Origin of the sequence: Herbaspirillum rhizosphaerae, assembly GCF_046025915.1 — a bacterium.
Taxonomy (GTDB): domain Bacteria; phylum Pseudomonadota; class Gammaproteobacteria; order Burkholderiales; family Burkholderiaceae_D; genus Herbaspirillum; species Herbaspirillum rhizosphaerae_A.
In genome coordinates this window covers 59,006-81,426 of sequence record NZ_JAQQFR010000010.1, presented here as the reverse complement: position 1 = coordinate 81,426, position 22,421 = coordinate 59,006, and the positions used below count along the sequence as shown (strand labels likewise).

The following is a 22,421-nucleotide window of genomic DNA, read 5'->3' as shown; positions in this document are numbered from 1 at the left end:
CTTTATTTATCGTTAATCGTTATTAGTGCGCGAACAGCATGTCATTGATGCGCTGTTCCAGCTGCGCCTGGCTGGCGGTGCCCATTTCTTCCGGCGGAATGCTGTTGAGCTCGGCCCGAACCTGGCCCGGATGCGGCGACAGCAACAGGATGCGGGTACCGATGCGGATTGCTTCTTCGATCGAGTGGGTGACGAACAGCACCGTGAAATTGGTGTCGTCCCACAAACGCAGCAGCTCATCCTGCATCTTGCGGCGGGTCAGCGCGTCGAGTGCGGCGAAGGGTTCATCCATCAGCAGCACGTCCGGCTCCATCGCCATACCGCGTGCGATGGATACGCGCTGCTTCATACCGCCTGACAACGTATGCGGATAGCTGTCGATGAATTTGGCGAGGCCGACCTTTTCGATGTAATAGGCGGCGCGATCGGATGCTTCCTTGCCGTGCAGGCGACCGCTGGCGTGCAGCGCGAATTCGACGTTCTGGCGCACGGTCTTCCACGGCAGCAGTTGGTCGAACTCCTGAAACACCATCATGCGGTCAGGCCCTGGCTGGCTGACTTCCTTGCCTTTGAGGCGAATCCTGCCGCTGGTCGGCTGCAGATAGCCACCGATAGCCTTGAGCAGCGTCGATTTGCCGCAACCGGACGGGCCGAGCAAAATGTAGCGATCCGACGGGTGGACGTTGAAGCTGACTTGCTGCGTCGCAGTAACGAGCGAGTCGGAAGTCTTGTATTGCAGGGTGACGTTGTCGATTTCCAGCAGAGGCACGGAAGGATCCACAGGCGTGGAGGAAGACTGCGGCGCTGCCGCAAAATCGTTTTTCACAAAATCTCCTTTAGGTACTTTTATAAGTTCTGTGAAGAATGCTAATCTCGCAACCTGTAACGAAACTGACATACGAAGAAACAACGCTTTCGATACGTTGACGATATGCCGCCATCCCGGCTTATCAAAATCAAGCCACAATCCAGCCATCAAGCCTTATCCACCACGGACTCATCATGCGCATTCTTTTGGTCGAAGACACGGCAGACGTCGCCGAGGCGATCATCGCCCACTTGTCGCGCATCGGTCATACGGTGGACTGGCAAAGCAAAGGCAATGAGGCTGCCAAACTCGTCACCGATCCCTACGATCTGCTGATCCTCGATGTGATGTTGCCGCAACAGGACGGTTTCTCGCTGCTTACGCGCGTGCGTGAAAAAGGTTTGACCACGCCCGTCATGATGCTGACTGCGTGTGCCGAAATTGAAGAACGCGTACGCGCGCTTGACCTCGGCGCCGACGACTATCTGATCAAACCCTTCGACTTTCGTGAGCTGGATGCGCGCATTCGCGTACTGCTGCGCCGTAGCGGCGGCGAAGCGACCAATCTGCTGAGTTGCGCCAATCTCACCATCGATCGCAAAAGCCGCACCGCCTCGCTCGACGGCATGCCGCTGGAGCTGACACGGCGCGAAGTAACGCTGCTGGAAATCATCGCCGCGCGGCCGGGCCGTATCTTTGGCAAAGAAGAACTGATCGACCGGCTGTTCAGCGTCGACGACACGCCCAACGCCAACACCGTCGAACAGTACATCGGCCGCCTGCGCAAGAAGCTCGCCGGCGCCGGTTTTGAAATCCGTACCTTGCGTGGACTGGGCTATCAGCTGGTGCTGCTGCCGGCCGGCACGCCGCCTTCAGCGGCAACCGCACAGTGAGGCCCGCGTGATCATCGCCGGACGTTCGCTCTACACGCGACTGGTCATGCGCGTCGGGCTGGTGTTGTCCATCAGTTCCATCGCCCTGCTGATCGCCATCTGGATATCAACCCAACTCGCCGCCAACGAAGCCTATGACCGCATCCTCACCGGCAGCGCCTTGCAGATTGCAGAAAACACCTGGTATCAGAACGGCGCCGTGAATGTCGACGTGCCGCTGGCCGCCTTCTCGATGCTGACGGCGGGCGATCAGGTGTTCTATGTGGTGGTCGATCCGGATGGCCGCACGATCGCCGGCGATCCCGATTTCAAACCCGAGATTCCGTGGAAGAAACTGAAAGACGGCCCGCTGCTGCAGGATGGCGCTTATCTGGATACGCCCGTGCGCATGGCCATTGTCGGTCGCCGCATGCCGGTCGCCAACGAACACCCGTGGGCGGTCATCGTACTGGCCCAGACCAACAACGCCCGCCTGTCTTTCGCCAAAAGCGTCGGTACACGCGCCCTGCTGGTGATTCTGGCAATGGGCGTGCTGACGCTGATTGCGGCGATGTTTACCCTGTATCAAGCCTTGTCGCCGTTGAAAAAAATCGAAGCCGCCATCCGCGAGCGCGACCTCAACGACTTGTCGCCGCTATCGATCACGGTGCCGGTAGAAACCCATGCGCTGGTCAGCTCGATCAACGCCTTTATGCAGCGGCTGGCGGTACACCGTGCGACCATGCGACGCGTCATCGGCGACGCTGCGCATCAGTTGCGCACGCCGGTGACGGCGCTGATTTCGCAGATGGAATTGCTCTCTGCGCAACATGACGAGGCCGGCCGCCGCCATCATCTCGATCGTCTGCGCGACCGTACCCGCCACCTTGGTGCACTGGTCAATCAACTGATCAACCACGCCATGGTGCAGCATCGCAGCGACACCGCCGCCTTCGAAAAAATCGACCTCGGAGAGCTGGTCCGTCACGAAATGGCCGATATGCTGTCCCATCAGGAACGGCAACTCGATCTCGCCATGGAAGCGCCCGAGCAACCCTGCCTGATCATGGGCGACTCCATCAGCCTGCGCGAGGCAATCAAGAACGTGCTCGGCAACGCGCTGCAATATGGCGCAGTGAGCTTTCTGCATGTGCAATTGGAGCAGATAGAAAACCTGTACGAACTGCGCGTCATCGACGACGGCCCCGGCATCCCGGAAAACGACTGGGAACGCATCCGCAAACCCTTCGCCCCACGCAGCGGCGAACGCGTCGGCGCCAGTCTCGGCCTGTCCATTGTGGAAGAAGTCATGCGTACGCATGGCGGCCTGCTGCGATTTGGTTACAGCGGCGCGGGGAGCTTTATGGTGGTGTTGAGTTTTCCGGCGGGAGCGCCGTCACAGACATAGCCGTACATCAACCCGCTGTGCCCCGGCTTTCGCCGGGATCACAGCGTCTTCTTGCTTATTGACTAGGTTTTATAAAACCGCTTGGCCCGTTCCGCAGCCCTGTCGATCGCCTGTTGCACGGTCTTCGATCCGCTGGCGGCTTCCGCCACCATATCAACCAGTACGTAATCCGCCAGACAGGCCGCCGACGCTTGCCCCAGCGGGCCTGCGTGACCGTGATCGAGCATCAATGATGCCGCGTCGCGGTACGGCGTGGCCTTAGGATCGGCAGTCCAGACCGGGTTCTTTTCATAGGCCTTGAGCGGCTGGCTAACGTAACCGATGGCGGCCTTCATCCAGGGATTGAACTGATCCGGCTCCATCATGAATTGCATGAAGGCCTTGGCTGCATTGGGATACTTGGTGTGCTTGAACGCCATCATCTGCGTCAGTTGCATCAGCTCAGTCGGCTTGCCCGATACCCCGATCGGATAGTGCGCATGCTGGGTGTCCTTGGCCAGCTCCTGCAGTTTGGGATCGGTCGAGTTCTTGGCGGCGTAATAGATCGAAATACCATTATTGGTCAGACTGATCTGACCATCGAGATAGGCCTTGTTGTTGGATGGGTCCTGCCAGGACAGCGTGCCCGGCGCCATGGTCGGATAGATCTGCTTGCCGTATTCCAAGGCAGCCCGGGTCTCCGGCGAATTGATGACGACGTTACCGTGTTCGTCCACCAGCTTACCGCCATGCGCCCACAACAGCCAATGTGCATAGTTGTTGGCGTCGCCGACGGCTTTACCATGCGCAAAACCGAGCGGCGTATTCTTGGCCTTGAGCGCCTGCGCCATCTTGAGGAAACCGGGCAGATCCTTGGGCACCGTCTCGAACCCGGCGGCCTTGAGCTGGCTGTCGCGATACACCAGGCAGATGCCGATCACGCCCAGCGGGATGGCAATCCACTTGCCGTTGCTCTTGCCGTATTTTTGAAAGACGTCATACCAGCCGCCGTAACGCGTGCCCAGCGAATTCGCCAGGTCAGTGACGTCGAGCAGTTTGGTCGGATACTGATGCGGGTCGTCGAACCAGCCCAGAACAATGTCGGGCCCGCTGCCCACATTTGCTGCAACGGCAGCCTTGGGGCGGACATCCTCAAAACCTTCGCTGTCGGTACGCACGGTAACGCCGGTCAGTTCTGTGAACTTCTTGACGTTCTCGTTCCACAAGTCCTCGTCGCCCTGGACGAAGCGCTTCCAGCGCAAGACGCGCAGGGTCGCGCCTTTTTCTATCGGGTAATCGATGCCGCCAGGCGCCGTCGGGGCAGCGAATGCGCTGCTTCCCATGGTCGAGGCGGCTGCGGCGGATGCCGCGCTGGCGATCAGAAATTCGCGTCTGCTTAACTTCGTCATGTCTCCTGCTCCTTCGGTTAGAACGGATGGGCCCGCGTTGGCGCGGTTATATGATTTGACGTACGGTTTGACGTATCAGGACGGCGGTGAAGAATAGGTACGGTAGCGGTCTCCTTGGGTGAAATATGGCGCGGTAACGACAAATGCCAGTCATCAACTGACCGGCATTTACCTTCTTGGATGGACAAGGCGGTCGGGCAAAACTAGTCGAACATGTCCGGGCTGGTTTGCACCAGTTGTTCATAAATCGGCTGGAAGTGCAGCCAGCCGATGAAGGAATTGCCGACGTTCTCGCGACTGTAACGCGCACGATCCGGCGGCACCATGATCGGTTTGATGCCGGTGGCTTCCACCATGAGCTGGACCTGGCAGCAGCGTTCCAGCGCGATGAACCAGAAGGCAGCGTCTTCAATGCTGTGACGGCTGGCGGTAAACAAACCGTGGCTCTGGTGGATCGCCGCCTTGTTCTTGCCGAAAGCGGCGGCGACCGACTTGCCGGCCTCAGTCTTGACCGCGACGGCACCGGCCTCAGCGGTAATGACCACGTGATCTTCAAAGAATACGGCCGCGTCCTGGGTGATCGGATCCAGCGGACGTCCCAGCGCCGACCAGGCGGTGCCGTAGACAGTATGGGCGTGGCACATGGCAACGATGTCCTGATGCATCTCATGCACTGCGGCATGCAGCACAAACCCGGCGCGATTGAGCGCATACGAGCCCTGCACCACTTCACCATGGTGGTTGGCAAGGATGAGGTTGGAAAGCTTGACCTGCGAAAAATGCACAGCCATCGGATTGGTCCAGTACAGATCCGGGAATTCCGGGTCGCGCACCGTCAGATGTCCGGCAAAGCCGTAATCGAGTCCATGCAGGGCGAATGCCCGGCAGGCGGCGACCAGGCGCTCCTTGCGATGCTGACGCTCCTCTGCATGGGTGGCGAATACCGGCACCTGAGGAAATTTCAGGCCTTGCTGTTCCGGCTGATAGACCGATACCCGCTGGTCGGCGGCATTGAGGGCGCTGAAGCTAGATTTGGCTGAAGTTAAATCGGCTGACTGGGCGGCGCGTTCGGCAACATCGATCGTCATGGCTGGGTCTCCTGCTTTATTGGAAATTTGGAAATCGAATCTTTGGAAATCGAATCTTTATGGTGAGCAGATCATCCCAAGAAGCTCGTCGCTTTGACAAATGACGAGTATTCACAATATGATGAATCTGATTCACCTCATGAGCGGATGCCAAGGCTGCGATGCGAAAACTCCCCAGTTTCTTCTCCCTGCGCGCCTTTGAAGCAGCAGCCCGCCTGCAAAGCTTTGCGCTCGCCAGCGAAGAACTGCATCTTTCCCCCTCTGCAATCAGCCATCAGGTACGCGGCCTGGAAACCTATTTCGGCAAATCCCTGTTCACCCGCTCTTTCCGCCGCGTCGAGCTGACCGCCGATGGCCGCCGCTTGCAGGATCAATTGTCGGTGGCTTTCGACCTCATGGAGGCAGCCTGTGAAGAGCTGGGCCCGGCGCGTCGCAGCGATGCGCTGGCAGTGCACTGCTCGCCCAGCTTCGCCGCCAAATGGTTGGGGCCGCGCCTGCCGCGCTTCATGCAGCAGTATCCTGACATCAATATCAGCATGTCGTCCGGCGCGGAGCCAATGGACTTGCTACGCCATGAAGAACTGGATCTGACCATTGCCTACGGCAACGCTCCCACGCGTGCCGGTATCGTCAGCGAAGCCATCGGATCGGAAACCATCGTCCCGCTGTGCTCACCGGCCTTGCTGCGTGACCGCGCGGTGCCGGCGCTGGTAGATATCGCAGCAATGACGCTAATCCAATCCACACTCAACCCCGTACGCTGGAGCGACTGGTTCGCTCTCAACGGCATGAAGCTGCCGCCCGGAAGGCCGATGCCATCCTTCGACCGCGCCTCGCTGGCATTAGCGGCGGCGGTCAATCAGGTTGGCATTGCATTGGAAAGTACGAGGCTGGCGGAGCAGGAAATTGCCAACGGGGAATTGGTGACGCTCAGCGGCGGTACGCTGAAGTCAGTCTGGCGCGAGACGCACTTTCTGAGCTATCGCGAAGCGGAGAAGAACAGCAAGAACATCGTCCGCTTTCGCGACTGGCTCTTCAGCCAGGCAGGATTACATCAACAAAATCAAGCAACTGGGAGCTAAACTTAACAAATTACTTCCACTCCAAAATCGCATTTTTCTTATCCAGCCAATGCACCTTCACAGTGGAAGCATTGACCTTGCGTCCGGCGCAGGCGCTGGCCGCCAATGCGAACGGCGTATCGTAATAGCGGCCGTCATTAGACGACCGCAAGCGTGTCTGAGGCGCATTTTGAGCAATCCAGTCGGCAGCGTTGGTGCGCATGTAAATCATGCAGGCGCTGCCGCTGGTGTCGGCGACTTCACATTTGCAGGTATTGGCGCTGGTGGTCACCACCGGCTTGTCAGGCGCAGGCGGCGGATAACCGAAAGGATGCCGCTCGATCAACTGGGCCGACGCCGAACCGGCCCAGAATGTCGCCAGCAAAGCCACCGACCCGAAAGACGAAAAGACGGACGACAGGGATGGTTTCATAGACAGTCCTTTTGCATGGCTCCACGACTTAAGCCGCCTAAGCAGCTTAAGCCTTCTTTACCTTCAACTTCCACAGCGACGTCACTTCCTTCATGCGAGCGGCCGACAAGGGATCTTCCGCATCGCTTGAACGGGGATGACGCGGCTTGATGTCGGTCTTGCCGACAACCTGCAAACCCGCCTTGTCGATCATCGCCTGTATCTCGCCACGCGCGCGCAAGCCAAGATGCTCGGCGAAGTCAGACATGATCAGCCAGCCTTCGCCACCCGGTGTCAGATGCTCGGACAAGCCTTCGATGAAGCCGCGCAACATGCGGCTGTCGGGGTCGTAGACTGCTGCTTCAATGGCCGAACTCGGCTTGGCCGGCACCCACGGCGGGTTACAGACCACCAGCGGCGCGCGTCCGGCAGGAAACAGATCCGCGCTCATCAACTCAACCTGCTTGTTCACGCCCAGGCGTTTCAGGTTTGCGGCGGCGCAATCAAGTGCGCGTTCGCTCTGATCAGTGGCAACGATACGTTTGACGCCGCGCTTGGCCAGCAGCGCCGCCAGCACGCCGGTGCCGGTGCCGATATCAAAGGCCAGATCGACCGTCGGCAACACCGCTTGCGCGATCAGGTCGACATATTCGCCGCGCACCGGTGAAAACACACCGTAGTAAGGATGAATGCTGCCGCCCAATGCCGGGATCGGCACCCCCTTCTTGCGCCACTCATGCGCGCCGACCAGGCCCAGTAGTTCACGCATCGACACGACGCTAGCTTCCTCACCGGGGCCGTACACCTCCGTACAAGCCTGCGCCAGATCCGGCGCCCGACGCAGAGGAACGCTGTAATCGGCTTCCATCGGCAGCAGCAGCATGCCGAGAATACGTGCGCGTTGGGCCTGCGCCTGACGATGCTGGTGGAATGCCTGTGTGATGGTGATTGCGGGAGTTGTCGTTGGAGCAACTGTTTTACTTGTTTTGCCGGCAGCTTTGTCCGCTGCCGCTTTATCAGCCGCCTTGCTGCTTTTGCGATCTGACTTTTTGTCGATGCGTCTGGCCAGGGCTTGCAGCAATTGACGGGCATTTTGATAATCGCCACGCCACAGCAAGCCGGTGCCTTCGCAGATCAGCTTGTAGGCGACATCGGCCGGTATGCGGTCGTCCGCTACGGTGACATTTTTTGGAGGTGGGTTGCCGGCTTCGGAACGCCAGCGGGCGGAACGAATTTCCCCTGCTTCAGTCCAGCTTATAAGGGGGTAATCGCTCATGCTGCTTCTTTCGTAATCGTTTGACATGGCGCAGTGTAACAAAATGTCTGAAGCGATATCCTGCACGAGATCGAAACTTCTCTTATGATAAGGACTTAACTTGAAAACAACAGCACCAGAAAACATAAAAATCAGCAGCATTCGCCGCACCGGCGATGCTCGTTGCCTCAACACTGCATACCCTAACCGCTGGAGCCGATATGTCTGATCCCATCCTGCGTCAAGATGATTCCCATCACGTACGACTGAAACAGATTTTGGCTGAGCTGGAACTGGAACTTCAGAACATCGACGTCGATAATCCAGAAGCAAGAACGTTGAAGAACGATTTTGCCATCCTGAAAAGTCACCTGAACACACCTGAAGTCGAAGCCGGCGTCTTGCGCGAGCATATAGGCAAGACACAGAATTCCGCCATGAATCTGATGGACTCGGTCGAAGGGGCGATTCTGAAAGACAGCCCCTACGTCGCGGAGCTTGGCCGCATCCTCGGCATGATCTGACCGGTATGTACGCAAAAATCCTTGTCCCCGTCGATGGTAGTCCGACCTCCAACCAGGCACTGGACGAAGCCATTCGGCTTGCTAAAACTCTCGGCAGCAAAATCGAGGTTGTCCATGTCGTCGACAATAGCTACATCCTCTACGACACCGGTTACCAGCCGCCGGCCGGTTTGCACACTGACTTCGTCAGCGCCGGACAGGACATCCTCGACGACGCAAGAAAACGTGTGGAAGCCGCTGGTCTGCCCGGCAACACGCGCCTCATCGAGAGTCCGATAGCACCCGGCGATATTCCCGGCACCATCCTGCATGCCGCCAAGGAAAGCAGTGCCGAGCTGGTCGTTATCGGTTCTCACGGGCAAAAAGGCTTCCGCAAGATGGTGCTTGGCAGTGTCGCGGAAAAGGTCATGCATCAATGTCCTTTGCCGGTCTGGATTATCCGGGGTACGCAAGCCGCCGCGTGACGCGTGACTGAAGCGGCAAGGATATGGAAGCAAAAAAGGCCTGATATCACTATCAGGCCTTTTTATATGGAAGAACGATGGACTTGCCCGCTCAGTTTTTCAGCTTCATTTCTCTGGCAGCGGAATCCACTCAACTTCACCGGGAATCGCCGGAAACACCGAACGATCCTGAGCCCGCCACGCCAGTTTGGCGCTTTCGATCATTTCCTTGCTGCTGGCAACAAAATTCCACCAGACAAAGCGCGGGCCATCGATCGGCTCGCCACCCAGCAGCATGAACAGCGTATCGCTCTGCGCCGTCAGCGTCACTTCCACACCCGGCTCCAATACGGCCAGCACGCCAGCTTCCAGCGCTTCGCCATCCAGCGAGGCAGCACCGGTGACGACATAGACGGCGCGCTCGCTATAGTCGGCAGGCAAAGTCAGCGTACCGCCGGCCTTGATGCGTCCCGATAAATAGAGAGTCGGGCTGGATGTTTTGACCGGCGACTGCTGACCGTAGGCTTGACCGGCCAGCAGATGCAGGCTGGCGCCATCCAGCTCGATGCGCGGCATGTCGGTTTCGGGATAGTGATGAAAGCTGGCGTCGCCCTGCTCCTGATCCTTCGGCAATGCCACCCACATCTGCAAACCGTGCACCGGCACCTTGTCATTGCGGATGTCTTCCGGAACACGCTCCGAATGCACGATACCGCGCCCGGCCGCCATCCAGTTGACCGCACCCGGGGTAATGCGCTGCACGACGCCGAGGCTGTCGCGATGCATCATTGCGCCCGAGAACAGATAGGTCACCGTCGCCAGGCCGATATGCGGATGCGGACGGACGTCGCCTTCGGTGGTGTCGCTGTCGAATTCCACCGGCCCCATGTGATCGAAGAACACGAAGGGGCCGACAGTGCGGACGGCAGCGGCAGGCAACAGGCGGCGTACCGGGAAGCCGATATCGCGTACCAGGCCGTGGATCAGATGACGGATGCTGCTCATGGCGGTCCTTTTAAAAAGTAAAGATTAGAAACGTCCGGCACGAAAATCGTCGATAGCCTGCTCGACTTCTTCGCGCGTGTTCATGACAAACGGTCCCCACTGTGCAATCGGCTCATTCAACGGCTGGCCGGAGATCAGCAGAAAACGGCTGTCCTTGCTGGCATGGATTTCAACCCCCTCGGCGCCGGGCGTATTGCTCAGGATCGCCATGCGACCTGCTGCTGCCACGCGTTTGTCCTGACCAATCTGCAACTCGCCCTCGTACACATACAGGAAGGCATTATGCGTCGCAGGAATCGGCAAGGCCACCTGTTTGTCGGCCTCCAGATGCAGGTCGAGATACAGCGGTGCCGTAGTGGGACGCTCTACCGCGCCCTTGGTGCCGAAGGCTTCGCCTGCCAGCACGCGGACGGTCAAGCCATCCTGCGGCGAGACTTCCGGAATGCCGGCCGACGGAATGTCGCTATACGCCGGCGTCGCCATCTTGTCGCGCCCTGCCAGGTTCACCCACAGCTGAAAACCGCTCATGAGTCCGTCTTCCTGCTCCGGCAGCTCCGAATGCACCAGGCCGCGACCGGCGGTCATCCACTGCATGCCGCCCGGTTCCAGCAGACCTTCGTTACCGGCGTTGTCGCGGTGACGCATGCGTCCTTGCAACATGTAAGTCACGGTTTCAAAGCCGCGATGCGGATGGTCGGGGAAACCGGCCAGATAATCGTCCGGTTTGTCCGAGTGAAAAGCGTCCAGCATCAGGAAAGGATCCAACCGGCGTTGCAAATCATGGGTCAGCACGCGGGTAAGGCTGACACCTGCGCCATCCTGGGTCGGGATGCCGTTGACCAGCCGTTCCAGCTGGCGGGTAAAAGTGGTGCTCATGGTGTTTCTCCTGTTGTGGGTACTTGTGGCGACTGCGGCTGGATCGGCCACCGTCGCCTGCGACTTCAGATAAAGGCTACAGATTGATGCATTCGCTGCTGGTTCAACCTATCCAACTTACTCAATTACTCAGTTGGCTTGATCGACCAGAAAACCAGCAGACCGCCGATGATCGACAAGTTCTTCAGGAAGTTGGTCAGTTGGCCTTGCATCGCAGCTGGATCAACCGCCCAGAAGCGGTGTGCGGCCAGCGTTGCGCCAACGGTGAAGATCGCGATCAGCAACGCTGCCGGACGGGCCAGACGGCTGCCGCTCATCAGTGCCAGACCGGCGCCGACTTCGACGAAGATCGTCACGATGACGGCCAGTGTCGGCACCGGCAGACCGAGGCTGCCCATGTAGCCGACCGTGCCGGCAAAGCCGATGATCTTGAAAATGCCGGAGACGACGAACAGCGATGCCAGCAGGATGCGGCCGAAGGTATAAGTGGATTTGGAAATGGTCATGATGAAACTCCCTAAAAATTGTTTTGGATAACGACGTATGTGTGTGGTTAGTAACTTTTAAAACTCTGAAACCGAGATGAATCAGAAAGCACAGTCAGAATAATGCGAATAAGCGCAACATGAAATTGATTATTTTTCTATAATCAATATCTAATAAATAGATAGTGTTGCCATCATGAACATAGAACGTTTCTCCCTCGACCAGTTACGCGTGTTCGTCCAGGTTGCCGACAGCGGCAGCTTTCTGGCGGCTTCCCGCATCCTTACCCGCGCCCAGTCGGCGGTCAGCTACGCCATCGGCACGCTGGAAAGCCAGCTCAATGTCTCCTTGTTCGACCGCAGTGGTTACCGTCCGCAACTGACCGACGCGGGCGAAGCCTTGCTGCGCGACGCGCGCCAGGTACTGGATCAGGTGGATTCGCTGCAAGTGCGCGCCAATGCGTTTTCGCAAGGGCAGGAACTGGAAGTGGCGCTGGCGGTGGACGTGTTCTTTCCCACCGACTGTCTGGTGGATCTGCTGCGGCGCTTTCGCGACGCCTTTCCTGCGGTGACGGTGCGACTGGAAATCGAAGCCCTGGGCGCTGTGGCGGAACGCGTACTCGACGGCCGCTCCATGCTCGGTATTCTCGGCACCCTGCCGACCACGCCACCCAATCTGTTACGCGTGAGCCTGCCCAGCGTGATGGTGGTCGGCGTCGTCTCGCCCCAGCATCCGCTGGCGGCAGTCAAAGGACGAATTCCCGACAAACTGCTGGCGCAACAAACGCAACTGGTGCTCAGCGACCGCAGCGAACTGACGGCGCGCCAGGATTTCTCGGTGCATTCGCGCCTGTCCTGGCGCATGAGCGATCTCGGCACCAAACACGCCCTGCTGCGGGCCGGCATGGGATGGGGATACATGCCGCAGCATGTGGTGAAAGACGATCTGCACAATGGCAAGCTGGTCAGAATCCTGACCTCGCAACATGCGCCGGAAGGCATGGCCCTGCCGATCCAGTGTGTCTACCGGCCCGACTATCGTGCGGGACCGGCCTTGTCGTGGTGGCTGGACTCGCTGGCGGCGTTGAAGACGCTGGATGGGATCAACGTCACCGAGTGAGGCATGTTCAGTTCATACCCGTCATTGCATTCCACCGTCGTACCAGCGCATGCTGGGATCCAGTGTCGTGAAGACCGCAGCTACGACGCTGGGTCCTGACTTCCGTCAGGACGACGTACGGTGTCAAGTTCAATGCGCTGAAAACCGGCTCCGATACTGCGCCGGGCTCACGCCAAGCTGGCGCTGAAACACGCGTCGCAGGTTCTGCTCTTCGCCGTGGCCGGTTTCGGTGGCGATGCTCTTGAGCGGCAGGTCGGTTTCTTCCAGCGCGCGGCAAGCCGCCTCCAATCGCATCGCCTCGACCGTCTTGGCTGGCGTGCGCCCTTGCTCGGCGACATAAGTACGGGCGAAAGTACGCGGACTCATGTTGACGCGATTGGCAAGATTTTCCACCCGCAGGTCGTTTTTCAAATTGGACGCAATCCAGGCGTGCAGCTCGGCGAAGCGCGCGTTTTCGGATGATTGCGACACTAGCGGCACGCTGAACTGCGACTGCCCGCCCGGCCGTTTGATGAACATCACCAGTTGCCGCGCCGTCGCAATGGCGACCTTGTGGCCATAGTCTTCTTCCACCAGCGCCAGCGACAGATCGATGCCGGCCGTGACGCCGGCCGAGGTCCAGACATCCCCTTCGCGGATGAAGATCGGCTCAGGATCGACTTCGATGTCCGGATATTGCTGCTGCAGGCGCAAGGCCCAGTCCCAATGCGTGGTCACGCGCCTGCCTTTTAGCAATCCGGCGGCGGCCAGCAGGAATGCGCCGGTGCAGACGGAACACACCCGGCGCGCCTTGCCGGCATGGCGACCGATCCATGCAACCAACGCCGGATCGGCCTCAAACGTTGCACCGATGCTGCCGCCCGGGACGATCAGCGTATCCATGCTTTGGCCTTCGAAAGCTTCCAGCGGCTCCGTCATCACGGTCAGACCTGCCCCCGTCAGCAACGGACCGCCTTGCGAGGACAGTACCTGGACTTCATACAAGGGGCGCGGCTCGCTCACGCCTGCTGACAGTGCGGTACGGGTGGCGGTCACGAAGGTTTGCAGCGGGCCGCTGAGGTCGATCAGGTTCATGCCTGGATAGGCCAACAAGACAATGCGCAAGGTCTTACCGTGCTTCATGATGTTCTCGTGTTTCTGAAGTAAATGATGCGATGTAGGGTGATCAGGCCGGGACGGTTTTCGTAGAGCTTGCCGCCATCCAGCGAATACTAAGAATCGCGCACACCGCCAGCAAGGGCAAGATGGCAATATTCAGCGCCTGCCAGCCGTAATGCTCCAACAGCGGCCCCGCTGCCAGCGTCGCCAGTGCGGTAGCAGCATAGCGTAAAAATTCCGACAGACCCTGCGCCCTGGCGCGCTCATTGGGACGATACGATTGCGCCAGCAAGGTCGTGCCGCAGACGAACATGAAATTCCAGCCGATGCCCAGACACAGCAAGGCGACATAGAACGCCGGCAAAGTCGTCGACGCCATGGCGATCAGCGCGCACGCCAGATTCAGCACCACGCCGCTGAGCACAATCGGCCCCAGTCCAAAGCGTTTGATCAGGTGACCGGCAAAGAACGACGGCGCGTACATCCCGACCAGATGCCACTGAATGATGTTGGCGCCATCATTAATGCCGTGATGGCAGGCCACAGCAGCCAAAGGCGCGGCAGTCATGATGAACATCATCACCATCGAGCCGACGACGTTGTTTGCCAGCGCCGCGATGAACACCGGCTGACGCGCGATTTCACCGGTTGAGCGTGGCGGCGCTGGTGGCGCTGACATTGCTGTGTCGATGGCGGCTTCGGTATTTTCCACGTCGCGGTAGAACGCCAGCAACACGATCATCGACAGCAGACTGAGCAAGGCCACCATCAGATAGGCGCCGGAAAACAAGGCGGCAGGAAACAAGTCTTTGCTCCAGGCAGCGAGCGCCGGCCCCAACACTGCGGCAATCACACCGCCGGTAAGCACGGTAGAGATCGCCTTGCTCTTGAGTTCCGGTCCGACCGCATCGGCAGCGGCTAACCGGTAGTACTGGGCAAAGGCCTGAAACACACCGACGCCCGCCGTGCCAATACAAAAACTCCAGAAATGTCCGTTGAATACCGACCACACCGAAATCGCCCCGCCGATAGCCCCTGCCAGGGCGCCCAGCGAAAAACTGAGCCGCCGCCCCAGCCGCTGGATCAGAAAAGCCGCAAACCACGTCACTACCGCACCGGCCACAGTGATCAGTGCAAACGGCAAGGTCGCCAACGATTTGTCGGGGGCCAACTGATACCCTGTCAGCGCGGTCAGGGTCAGATCGATCGAGATGGCACAGGTGAACAAGCCCTGGCATATAGCCAAGATACGGGCATTGCGATACCCTGTTTTAACAGTACTCGTTTCATCAGCCTCAGGTAGCAGAGGCTGGCCATCCTTCAGCTTTTGATCTGATTTTTGATTTGACTCTTGATGTGATTTTGGCTCGCTCACGTTCCATCCCTATAGTGAAATCGACTGTAATCTGCGGAAGTTGGCTCTACGTCAGCCGACACGAACAGTTGAGTGGAATTGTCGAATCCGCGCAAAATGTCGTCAATGACACAAAACTTTCAATTTCTGCCAATGCGTCCGGCGCGACCATCCGGGCGAAAATGCCAAAGAATGAAAAAACACCTGAGGAGCGCTTATGCTGATGAATGCCAATGAATCCGCCTTGCTGATCATCGATGTGCAGGAAAAGCTGATGCCGGCCATCCACGACGGCGCTGCCGTTCTGGCGCAAAACATCAAACTGGCAACCATCGCCAGCCTCCTCGGCCTGCCCGTCATTGCGACCGAGCAGACGCCCGAAAAACTGGGAGCGAACCATCCCGACATCAAACGCCTGTGCGATCGCACCCTGGTCAAGACGCACTTCGATGCCTGCGTCGATGGTCTGCCGGCGGCCTTTCTGTCGGCGTGCAAGGAAGTCGTCATCAGCGGTTGCGAGGCACACGTCTGCATGCTGCAAACCGCGATGACGCTACTGCAGAACGGCTATCGCGTCTGGGTGGTAACGGACGCCACGGGCTCACGCAAAATCGCCGACCGCGACGCGGCCTTCACCCGTCTGGCGCAGGCCGGGGCGCATCTGGTGACGTTGGAGATGGTGGCGTTCGAATGGATGCGAGACAGCCGTCACCCGTTATTTCGCGAAGTCCTCAAGCTAATCAAGTAAACTCTTACCCATATTGTGTAACTATCAAGCAAGTTACCAAACCGACAAGCCGAGTCAGTTCAGATGAACTCGCAACCATGTCATTGCCGAGGAGCAAAAAATAGTATGTCCAGTCCCACCAATACCGCGCCGATATTGACAGTGCAGGCGCTTCAGGAAGGTTGTGCTGCCTGCAGCATGCACCAGCTGTGCCTGCCCATGGGTCTGGATGAAGCCGACATGCTTCGCCTTGATCAGATCATCGGGCGCCGTCGCCGCGTCAAACGCGATCAGAGCCTGTACCGCATGGGCGATACCTTCAATACGCTGTACGCAATTCGCCTGGGGCATTTCAAGACCTATCAGATGAACAGCAATGGCAGCCAGCAGATCACCGGCTTCCAGATGGCCGGCGAGTTGCTGGGCATGGATGCGATCGGCACCAGCCGTCACCAATGCGAAGCGGTGGCGCTGGAAGACAGCGAGGTCTGTGAAATCCCATTCGTCCAGCTCGAAGCACTGTTCCAGGACATGCCGGTATTGCTACGCCAGTTTCACCGCATCATGAGTAAAGAAATCTCGCGCGAGCAAGGCGTCATGCTGGCGCTCAACAACATGAGCGCCCAGCAAAAACTCGCCGCCTTCCTGGTCAACCTGTCGTCACGCTATGTCACACGCGGCTATTCGGCCACGCGCTTTCAGCTGCGCATGACGCGGGAAGAAATCGGCAATTACCTCGGTCTGGCCGTCGAAAGTGTCAGCCGACTCTTGTCCAGCTTCAAGAAGAACGGCATCGTCGACGTCAATCATCGCGATCTGGAACTGCTGGACTTGCCTGCGCTGCGCTCGATTGCGCTAGGTACGCCAGCCTGCTGATCTGCCGCAGAACCACCCCGGCAAAAGGCCCCCAACACAACCACAAGCGCATGGCGAATCAAGACACTCTGAAATCATCTAAACCATCCTTCCTGCAAGCCCGGCTGGCCCGGGATCATTACCTCGGCCTGCCACTGACCACCGGCATTCTGGCCGTACTCTGCACTGCGGCGTTGTTTGCACTGGTCGCCTTGCACGCGCTTAATCCCGGCGCCTTGCCGAATCTCGATCAACAGATTGCCGACTGGTTTCACGTCCGTGCATCAAGCAGCTTGACGATTGCCGTGCTGGCTTTCACCCATCTGCACGGCACCATAGGGATTCTTGCCATGAGCGCCCTGCTGGCGGCGCGGCTGATCCGCGACAAAGCCTGGGTGTGGCTGCTGTTGCTGCTCGTATCGGTGCCAGGCGGCATGCTGTTCAACTATGGATTGAAATTCATCTTCCAGCGCGTGCGTCCGCAGTTCGAGCAACCTATTCTGGTCTTGCATAGCTACAGCTTTCCAAGCGGTCACACCATCGGCGCAGCAGTGTTCTACAGCGTACTGGCGGCCTGGCTGACGACGCGGCCGGCCGGTGCCCAACGACGCTTTCCCATCGTTGCCGCAGCAGTTGCGCTGACCGTGCTGACAGGACTGAGCCGCATCTACCTGGGCGTACATTTTTTTAGCGATGTAATCGCCGCCATGCTGGAAGGCTGGGGATGGTTTGCTTTTTGGACAACGATTATTTTTACAATACAGCGGCACCAATCGACGCGAATGTCTTCAAACTGACTTGACCATTCTCCATTTCAATTTGCCCATGACAGTAAAGCCCGAATCGTCTCGCCACATTGCCGTCATCATCAACGCCCACGCGGGCGCCGGCCATGCACAAGAATTAGCACAACGCGTCATCGACGGTTTCCAGCATTACGCAATACAAGCCCATGTCACGCTGGCCGAAGACGGCGCACAGCTCATCAGTGCGGCAGAGAAAGCCGTACAGGAAGGCGCGGCAATCGTTGTCGCCGGTGGCGGTGATGGCAGCGTCAACGCGGTCGCCTCGAAAGTCGCCGGCAGCCGGTCAGCATTCGGTGTGCTGCCTCTGGGAACGCTCAACCATTTTGCCAAGGATCTGCAAATTCCACTCGTACTGGAAGATGCCATCCGCACTATCGCCCAAGGTAGCCCGCTGGCAATCGATACCGGCGAAGTCAACGGCGTGCTATTCATCAACAACTCCAGCCTGGGTCTCTATCCGGACATCGTGCGTGATCGGGAAAAACAGCAAAGCCGCCTCGGACGTGGCAAGTGGCTGGCCTTTTGCTGGGCCGCCATGGAGGCGCTGCGGCGGTATCCCTTCCTCGATGTCCGACTGCGTATCGACAACGCCGAACATCGTCGGCGCACGCCCTTCGTCTTTATCGGCAACAACGAATATCTAATGGACGGCCTGAATATCGGCACGCGTAAAACTCTTTCAGCCGGCAAGCTGAGCCTTTATGTCTGCCATCGCACCGGCCGGCTGGGGCTGGTGCGCCTGGCGCTGCATGCCTTGTTCGGGAAGCTGAAGGAAGCGCGGGATTTCGACATGCTCAGCACTACCGAGATCGAAATTGAAACCCACCATCGCCGCGCGAAACGACTACGCGTCGCTACTGATGGCGAAGTCAACATCATGCAGACGCCATTGCTCTATCGCATCAATCCTGCGTCACTGACCGTTATCGTGCCCAATGCAGACACGACCGCACCGGCGCCAGTCAATGCCACGTCCACAACTACCGGAAAGGCTTGATCATGCGCACCATCGTTCATCTCTCCGACCTTCATTTCGGCCGCATTGACGAGGCGCTGATTGCCCCCATCATTGCGCAGATACACGAGATTGCACCGGACCTGATCGTCGTTTCCGGTGACCTGACGCAACGGGCAAAGTCTGAACAATTCAGAGAAGCGCGTCAGTTTCTCGACGCCCTGCCGCAACCGCAGATCGTCGTACCGGGAAATCACGATGTGCCGCTGTTCAATGTGATAGCGCGTTTTTTCCGTCCATTGACAAAATACCGCCGCTACATCACGCAGCAGTTACAACCGATTTTTATCGATGAAGAGATTGCCGTGATCGGCATCAATACCGCGCGCTCGCTCACCATTAAAGATGGACGCGTCAACGATCGCCAGATCGAACTGGCGCGCCGAGAGCTGGCTGCCGTCGGCGACCATGTCGTCAAAATCATCGTCACCCATCATCCCTTCGATCTGCCACCGGGCCCGCAGCATCACGATCTGGTCGGCAAAGCCTTACCGGCCATGCGTGCATTCGCCATCTGCGGCGCCGACGTGCTACTTGCCGGACATGTTCATACCAGTTCCGCCGCCAGCAGTGCAGCACGCTACGACATCGCGGGCTATTCCGCATTGGTGGTGCAAGCCGGCACAGCGACTTCCACCCGCAGCCGTGGTGAAGCGAACTCGTTCAACGTCTTGCGCGTGGATCCGCATCGCATTGCCGTTGAACGCATGCATTGGCAAGACGAGGAAGGAAAATTTGTCCAAACGGCCACGCAAGAGTTCGAGCAACGTGGCAACGAATGGTTTACGGTCTAAGTCCCGATCTGAGTCCCGATCTGAGTTTCAGCGTCAGTTTTCGCCCGAATTCCGGCTAAGAATCCAGCCCGGAATCTGGTTTGAAGAAAGTAAAAAAGCGCCTCGAATCAGGCGCTTTTTTTATCCATCCGACATCCAGTCTCTTCGCACTGAATCGTCATTCCATAACTTACTTCTTCGCACCAGGATTACCCGGCATGTTAGGACTATTGGCTGGAATACTCTTGTCGTCGCCATCGCCGCCAGAGGTCGGTGTCTTGGTGCCGGCCTCAGAAGCGCGCTTTTCCTTGCGTTCTGCCGACTTGGTTGCGCGCGACTTGCCTTGCGCATTGTCGCGGACTTCATTGGCGCTATTGGCGCCGGCGCCTGCCTTGGTGTCGCCTTCGCCGCCCTTGGTCTGAGCGTGTGCGCCGACACTCAATGCGCCGGCCATCAACAACAGAGCGAGTTGCTTTTTCATAGGTATCTCCTTGGATTAGTGGTCGCCGCTGCAATGCGCCCGGCGTGAGTCCATCTTAAGAGCATCGTCAAGAAAATGAAGTCAGAGCGAGTCCCTTGCCATCGTCAGAGAAACGACCGCCACCACGTAAGACGAACCTTGAATTTACCTGGAAAAACACGACATTCAGGCCACCGTCCCTTGGTGATAGACAATCAGCCAGCGCGTCGACTCTCGTCGCCACAAGGTCATACGCTGCGTGATGCGCGCTCCTTGCGTCAACGTATACGTCAGCAAAAAATTGTCCGGTGAAATTTGCTGGCAATAAAAATCCGAAGTTTGCCAAGGGTCGTCATGCGGCTGTGCGTGGCGCGCCGCCAAGGTATCGAGAATGAATTGCTTGCTGTAGCGCTGGCCGGAAGCGCCGGTTTCCCAGAATTCCTCGGCCATCATCGCTTCGAAATCAGCGCGGGTAACGCCAAATTCCGGACGATGAAAAATCGGTTCACGTGCGATCAGTTGCTCTTGTACCGACAGCAAACTTTCCGGTGTCTTTCGTTCTGGCGTCATGGTGGTTATCGCTATGGTTGCCGCTGCGGGCCTCTTGGTACAACGATCTTATCTCGATGGCGTATTTTCAATGAAATCCGCAACACGATCCAGCGTCGGCGCAAGATGGCGCAACGGACGCGACAGGCTCGCAACAAGCGTAGCGTGGGTTGTATTGTCAAAATAGATTTCCTCGACAGGCACGTGATGATCACGCAACAGCTGCGCCATGCCACCGGTATTGCGCACGGCATTGACGATCTTGTCCTTGTGCGAAGCAATCAGCAAAGCAGCCGGACTGTCATCGCCGACATGCCGCACCGGTTGCGAATCCAGCGGTGAATCGGGAAACCAGAATACGGGTTTGACATCCGCATTTTCAATCGGCAGAAAATCGTAAGGCCCGGCGAGACCAATCCAGCCGCGCAATTGCTGCGGCGAGGCGCCGGCTTCTTTCAACCAGCGCGCATCCAGGGCGACCATCGCGGCGTTATATGCCCCGGCACTATGGCCCATGACGAAGATGCGCTTCAGGTCGCCGCCGTATTCTCCGGCGTGCTGAAGCGTCCATGCGACAGCCTGCGCGCTGTCTTTAAGAAACTCCGGATACTTCACCTCCGGATAAACACGGTAATCCGCCACTACCACGATAAATCCACGCGAACTCAGAGCCTCGCCGACGAAGCCATAATCCTTGCGGCTGCCGTCATTCCAGCTGCCGCCGTAGAAAAACACCACGACAGGCAGCGCTTTGCCGGCCGCCGGCTCGCGAGGAACATAGATATCCAGTTGCTGGCGCGGATTCGTGCCATAAGGAATATCTGCAGTCTTTTGATAAGCAGCGCCCGGCGTCATCGCATTGAGCACCTTCAGTGGCGAGCAGGCCACCAGACTACCGCCGGCCAGAATCAGCACACCTGCCACCATTAGTATCTTGCCGGACAGACTCATATCTCTACCTTCATCGTTTAGCCATTCAGGATGTCGTTGCAAAGTATGACACCGTCAGAAGGAACTAAGTTTTCAATAGCAAAGTAACCACATCTGCTTCAATCCGGCCTTTTTTTACTTCAGCAAATCGGTAAAAACAGATCAAGTACGGCCTCGCCTTCCGGGACATCAGGAAAGAACCTGATACGCTGTGCAAACAACGGAAAGTCGCGCAACTCTTCGCCGCTCGGCGGCAACCACTCCAGGTACAGATAGTGCGCTGCCTGCTCCAGCATTTCTTCCGGCCCGATTACCCGCAGTACCGCACAGCGACCGGCGGGAATTGTCTTTTCGACGATGCCTGCGGCATTCGCCTCAATCGCTTGCGCCGTGGCAGCACAAATATCAAGACGAAAATCTTGCGGCGCGACCTCTGCAGGATTGTCATAGAGGATGTTGAAGGTTGCACTGACAGAAGGCGGCAGGTGGTGTTGCTTGCGCCAATCGATGAAGCGACGCACCGAGTCGCCGATACCGCGTGGGTCGCCGCGATGCTCGAATGCGGCAACCCGCGTGTCGTTGAAATCGACGATCTTGACGTCTTCAATGCTATACGTATTTTGCATGGTGAGGATCCTCAGTTCTTTCAATGATTGATAGATGGCATACCAGGGATCCCACTGCGGCTGTTCACGAAAACTGGACGGTGACTGACCGCTCTCCTTCTTGAATGCGCGGGAAAACGATTCGGGTGTTTCGTAGCCATTGGCCAATGCGATGTCGATGATCTGATCATTCCGAAACGCCAATTGATACGACGCGCGCCGCATACGCCTCAACTGCACGTAGCGATACACGTTGACGCCGAACAAGCCGCTGAACTGCCGATGAAAGTGATACTTCGAAAATGCCGCCACGCCGCTCAGCCGCTCCACCGACAAATCACCATCGAGGTGATTGTCGATATGGTCAAGAACCCTGCGGAATCGGCTGTAGAAGCGGCTATACAATCGGCTGTCTTCGCGTCCGGGCTTTTCTCCGGTCAAGTTGTCGCCTGCATCATCGTTCATATGGCCATTCATCTGTTTTCCCTGGAACCTGGTATCCAA

Annotated in this window: 25 protein-coding genes; 11 read left to right on the top strand and 14 right to left on the bottom strand. The window is 58.0% G+C overall.

Annotated features, from left to right (window positions below):
• Positions 1–22: 22 nt before the first annotated feature.
• Entirely contained in the window at positions 23–826 is an 804-nt protein-coding gene (locus tag PQR63_RS15830; protein WP_094563743.1) for an ABC transporter ATP-binding protein, read from the bottom strand.
• Positions 827–1,002: 176 nt separating this feature from the next.
• On the opposite strand from PQR63_RS15830, the gene PQR63_RS15825 reads away from it, so the two are divergent.
• Complete coding sequence (locus PQR63_RS15825; RefSeq protein WP_408168958.1) at positions 1,003–1,701, top strand: response regulator transcription factor; 699 nt, start codon at positions 1,003–1,005, stop codon at positions 1,699–1,701.
• A 7-nt stretch (positions 1,702–1,708) separates the two neighbouring features.
• A complete protein-coding gene (locus PQR63_RS15820) occupies positions 1,709–3,088 on the top strand; it encodes a sensor histidine kinase (RefSeq protein ID WP_408168957.1) in 1,380 nt (459 codons plus the stop codon).
• Between the two features lie 62 nt (positions 3,089–3,150).
• Here PQR63_RS15820 and PQR63_RS15815 read toward each other — a convergent pair whose 3' ends face one another.
• Complete coding sequence (locus tag PQR63_RS15815; protein ID WP_408168956.1) at positions 3,151–4,476, bottom strand: ABC transporter substrate-binding protein; 1,326 nt, start codon at positions 4,474–4,476, stop codon at positions 3,151–3,153.
• A gap of 203 nt (positions 4,477–4,679) precedes the next feature.
• Positions 4,680–5,564 carry a class II aldolase/adducin family protein gene (locus PQR63_RS15810; RefSeq protein ID WP_408168955.1) on the bottom strand — a complete coding sequence of 295 codons (885 nt, stop codon included), beginning with the start codon at positions 5,562–5,564 and terminating at the stop codon, positions 4,680–4,682.
• Between the two features lie 161 nt (positions 5,565–5,725).
• Between PQR63_RS15810 and PQR63_RS15805 the strand changes: the two genes are divergently transcribed.
• The gene (locus PQR63_RS15805; RefSeq protein ID WP_408168954.1) at positions 5,726–6,646 is read left to right on the top strand and encodes a LysR substrate-binding domain-containing protein; all 921 of its coding nucleotides are present in this window, start codon (positions 5,726–5,728) and stop codon (positions 6,644–6,646) included.
• Positions 6,647–6,656: 10 nt separating this feature from the next.
• On the opposite strand, the gene PQR63_RS15800 is transcribed toward PQR63_RS15805, so the two are convergent.
• Together PQR63_RS15800 and PQR63_RS15795 are read right to left on the bottom strand one after the other, a co-directional pair.
• Positions 6,657–7,058, bottom strand: coding sequence for a hypothetical protein (locus tag PQR63_RS15800; protein WP_408168953.1), 402 nt, complete (start codon positions 7,056–7,058; stop codon positions 6,657–6,659).
• A gap of 46 nt (positions 7,059–7,104) precedes the next feature.
• A complete protein-coding gene (locus PQR63_RS15795; protein WP_408168952.1) occupies positions 7,105–8,313 on the bottom strand; it encodes a methyltransferase in 1,209 nt (402 codons plus the stop codon).
• A 200-nt stretch (positions 8,314–8,513) separates the two neighbouring features.
• Here PQR63_RS15795 and PQR63_RS15790 point away from each other — a divergent pair, with 200 nt between their 5' ends.
• Together PQR63_RS15790 and PQR63_RS15785 are read left to right on the top strand one after the other, a co-directional pair.
• Entirely contained in the window at positions 8,514–8,816 is a 303-nt protein-coding gene (locus tag PQR63_RS15790; protein ID WP_408168951.1) for a hypothetical protein, read from the top strand.
• Positions 8,817–8,821: 5 nt separating this feature from the next.
• A complete protein-coding gene (locus tag PQR63_RS15785; protein WP_408168950.1) occupies positions 8,822–9,280 on the top strand; it encodes a universal stress protein in 459 nt (152 codons plus the stop codon).
• 105 nt (positions 9,281–9,385) lie between these two features.
• Here PQR63_RS15785 and PQR63_RS15780 read toward each other — a convergent pair whose 3' ends face one another.
• From PQR63_RS15780 to PQR63_RS15770, 3 genes are all read right to left on the bottom strand, one after another.
• Positions 9,386–10,264 carry a pirin family protein gene (locus PQR63_RS15780; protein WP_408168949.1) on the bottom strand — a complete coding sequence of 293 codons (879 nt, stop codon included), beginning with the start codon at positions 10,262–10,264 and terminating at the stop codon, positions 9,386–9,388.
• 24 nt (positions 10,265–10,288) lie between these two features.
• Positions 10,289–11,140, bottom strand: coding sequence for a pirin family protein (locus PQR63_RS15775; RefSeq protein ID WP_408168948.1), 852 nt, complete (start codon positions 11,138–11,140; stop codon positions 10,289–10,291).
• A gap of 125 nt (positions 11,141–11,265) precedes the next feature.
• Positions 11,266–11,646, bottom strand: coding sequence for a DoxX family protein (locus PQR63_RS15770; protein WP_094563734.1), 381 nt, complete (start codon positions 11,644–11,646; stop codon positions 11,266–11,268).
• A 175-nt stretch (positions 11,647–11,821) separates the two neighbouring features.
• Between PQR63_RS15770 and PQR63_RS15765 the strand changes: the two genes are divergently transcribed.
• Positions 11,822–12,745 (top strand): LysR family transcriptional regulator, encoded by a 924-nt coding sequence (locus PQR63_RS15765; protein WP_408168947.1) that lies wholly within the window; start codon positions 11,822–11,824, stop codon positions 12,743–12,745.
• A gap of 129 nt (positions 12,746–12,874) precedes the next feature.
• Here the strand turns inward: PQR63_RS15765 and PQR63_RS15760 are convergent, their stop codons facing one another.
• Positions 12,875–13,849: a GlxA family transcriptional regulator gene (locus PQR63_RS15760; protein WP_408169099.1), complete on the bottom strand. Its 975-nt coding sequence runs from the start codon at positions 13,847–13,849 to the stop codon at positions 12,875–12,877.
• 61 nt (positions 13,850–13,910) lie between these two features.
• The gene (locus tag PQR63_RS15755; protein ID WP_408168946.1) at positions 13,911–15,089 is read right to left on the bottom strand and encodes an MFS transporter; all 1,179 of its coding nucleotides are present in this window, start codon (positions 15,087–15,089) and stop codon (positions 13,911–13,913) included.
• Positions 15,090–15,414: 325 nt separating this feature from the next.
• Between PQR63_RS15755 and PQR63_RS15750 the strand changes: the two genes are divergently transcribed.
• The 5 genes from PQR63_RS15750 to PQR63_RS15730 all read left to right on the top strand — a co-directional run bounded on the left by PQR63_RS15750 (position 15,415) and on the right by PQR63_RS15730 (position 19,394).
• Positions 15,415–15,945 carry an isochorismatase family protein gene (locus PQR63_RS15750; RefSeq protein WP_408168945.1) on the top strand — a complete coding sequence of 177 codons (531 nt, stop codon included), beginning with the start codon at positions 15,415–15,417 and terminating at the stop codon, positions 15,943–15,945.
• A 105-nt stretch (positions 15,946–16,050) separates the two neighbouring features.
• Complete coding sequence (gene fnr / locus PQR63_RS15745) at positions 16,051–16,800, top strand: fumarate/nitrate reduction transcriptional regulator Fnr (RefSeq protein ID WP_408168944.1); 750 nt, start codon at positions 16,051–16,053, stop codon at positions 16,798–16,800.
• Positions 16,801–16,850: 50 nt separating this feature from the next.
• Positions 16,851–17,576, top strand: a complete 726-nt coding sequence (locus PQR63_RS15740) for a phosphatase PAP2 family protein (RefSeq protein ID WP_408168943.1) — start codon at positions 16,851–16,853, stop codon at positions 17,574–17,576.
• Positions 17,577–17,604: 28 nt separating this feature from the next.
• Positions 17,605–18,582 (top strand): diacylglycerol/lipid kinase family protein, encoded by a 978-nt coding sequence (locus tag PQR63_RS15735; protein ID WP_408168942.1) that lies wholly within the window; start codon positions 17,605–17,607, stop codon positions 18,580–18,582.
• A gap of 2 nt (positions 18,583–18,584) precedes the next feature.
• A complete protein-coding gene (locus PQR63_RS15730) occupies positions 18,585–19,394 on the top strand; it encodes a metallophosphoesterase family protein (RefSeq protein WP_408168941.1) in 810 nt (269 codons plus the stop codon).
• Positions 19,395–19,563: 169 nt separating this feature from the next.
• Here PQR63_RS15730 and PQR63_RS15725 read toward each other — a convergent pair whose 3' ends face one another.
• The 4 genes from PQR63_RS15725 to PQR63_RS15710 form a co-directional block, all read right to left on the bottom strand.
• Positions 19,564–19,854 (bottom strand): hypothetical protein, encoded by a 291-nt coding sequence (locus PQR63_RS15725; RefSeq protein ID WP_408168940.1) that lies wholly within the window; start codon positions 19,852–19,854, stop codon positions 19,564–19,566.
• Between the two features lie 165 nt (positions 19,855–20,019).
• On the bottom strand, positions 20,020–20,403 hold the full coding sequence (locus PQR63_RS15720) for a nuclear transport factor 2 family protein (RefSeq protein ID WP_408168939.1): 384 nt from the start codon (positions 20,401–20,403) through the stop codon (positions 20,020–20,022).
• A 48-nt stretch (positions 20,404–20,451) separates the two neighbouring features.
• Positions 20,452–21,333: an alpha/beta hydrolase gene (locus PQR63_RS15715; RefSeq protein ID WP_408168938.1), complete on the bottom strand. Its 882-nt coding sequence runs from the start codon at positions 21,331–21,333 to the stop codon at positions 20,452–20,454.
• 119 nt (positions 21,334–21,452) lie between these two features.
• Positions 21,453–22,382: an AraC family transcriptional regulator gene (locus PQR63_RS15710; protein WP_408168937.1), complete on the bottom strand. Its 930-nt coding sequence runs from the start codon at positions 22,380–22,382 to the stop codon at positions 21,453–21,455.
• Positions 22,383–22,421 lie beyond the last annotated feature (39 nt).

Coding starts and splice junctions, on each gene's coding strand:
- PQR63_RS15825 (WP_408168958.1), top strand. CDS start 1,003: ATGCGCATTCTTTTGGTCGAAGACACGGCAGACGTCGCCGAGGCGATC.
- PQR63_RS15815 (WP_408168956.1), bottom strand. CDS start 4,476: ATGACGAAGTTAAGCAGACGCGAATTTCTGATCGCCAGCGCGGCATCC.
- PQR63_RS15810 (WP_408168955.1), bottom strand. CDS start 5,564: ATGACGATCGATGTTGCCGAACGCGCCGCCCAGTCAGCCGATTTAACT.
- PQR63_RS15805 (WP_408168954.1), top strand. CDS start 5,726: ATGCGAAAACTCCCCAGTTTCTTCTCCCTGCGCGCCTTTGAAGCAGCA.
- PQR63_RS15800 (WP_408168953.1), bottom strand. CDS start 7,058: ATGAAACCATCCCTGTCGTCCGTCTTTTCGTCTTTCGGGTCGGTGGCT.
- PQR63_RS15795 (WP_408168952.1), bottom strand. CDS start 8,313: ATGAGCGATTACCCCCTTATAAGCTGGACTGAAGCAGGGGAAATTCGT.
- PQR63_RS15790 (WP_408168951.1), top strand. CDS start 8,514: ATGTCTGATCCCATCCTGCGTCAAGATGATTCCCATCACGTACGACTG.
- PQR63_RS15785 (WP_408168950.1), top strand. CDS start 8,822: ATGTACGCAAAAATCCTTGTCCCCGTCGATGGTAGTCCGACCTCCAAC.
- PQR63_RS15780 (WP_408168949.1), bottom strand. CDS start 10,264: ATGAGCAGCATCCGTCATCTGATCCACGGCCTGGTACGCGATATCGGC.
- PQR63_RS15775 (WP_408168948.1), bottom strand. CDS start 11,140: ATGAGCACCACTTTTACCCGCCAGCTGGAACGGCTGGTCAACGGCATC.
- PQR63_RS15770 (WP_094563734.1), bottom strand. CDS start 11,646: ATGACCATTTCCAAATCCACTTATACCTTCGGCCGCATCCTGCTGGCA.
- PQR63_RS15765 (WP_408168947.1), top strand. CDS start 11,822: ATGAACATAGAACGTTTCTCCCTCGACCAGTTACGCGTGTTCGTCCAG.
- PQR63_RS15750 (WP_408168945.1), top strand. CDS start 15,415: ATGCTGATGAATGCCAATGAATCCGCCTTGCTGATCATCGATGTGCAG.
- fnr (WP_408168944.1), top strand. CDS start 16,051: ATGTCCAGTCCCACCAATACCGCGCCGATATTGACAGTGCAGGCGCTT.
- PQR63_RS15740 (WP_408168943.1), top strand. CDS start 16,851: ATGGCGAATCAAGACACTCTGAAATCATCTAAACCATCCTTCCTGCAA.
- PQR63_RS15735 (WP_408168942.1), top strand. CDS start 17,605: ATGACAGTAAAGCCCGAATCGTCTCGCCACATTGCCGTCATCATCAAC.
- PQR63_RS15730 (WP_408168941.1), top strand. CDS start 18,585: ATGCGCACCATCGTTCATCTCTCCGACCTTCATTTCGGCCGCATTGAC.
- PQR63_RS15725 (WP_408168940.1), bottom strand. CDS start 19,854: ATGAAAAAGCAACTCGCTCTGTTGTTGATGGCCGGCGCATTGAGTGTC.
- PQR63_RS15720 (WP_408168939.1), bottom strand. CDS start 20,403: ATGACGCCAGAACGAAAGACACCGGAAAGTTTGCTGTCGGTACAAGAG.
- PQR63_RS15715 (WP_408168938.1), bottom strand. CDS start 21,333: ATGAGTCTGTCCGGCAAGATACTAATGGTGGCAGGTGTGCTGATTCTG.
- PQR63_RS15710 (WP_408168937.1), bottom strand. CDS start 22,382: ATGAACGATGATGCAGGCGACAACTTGACCGGAGAAAAGCCCGGACGC.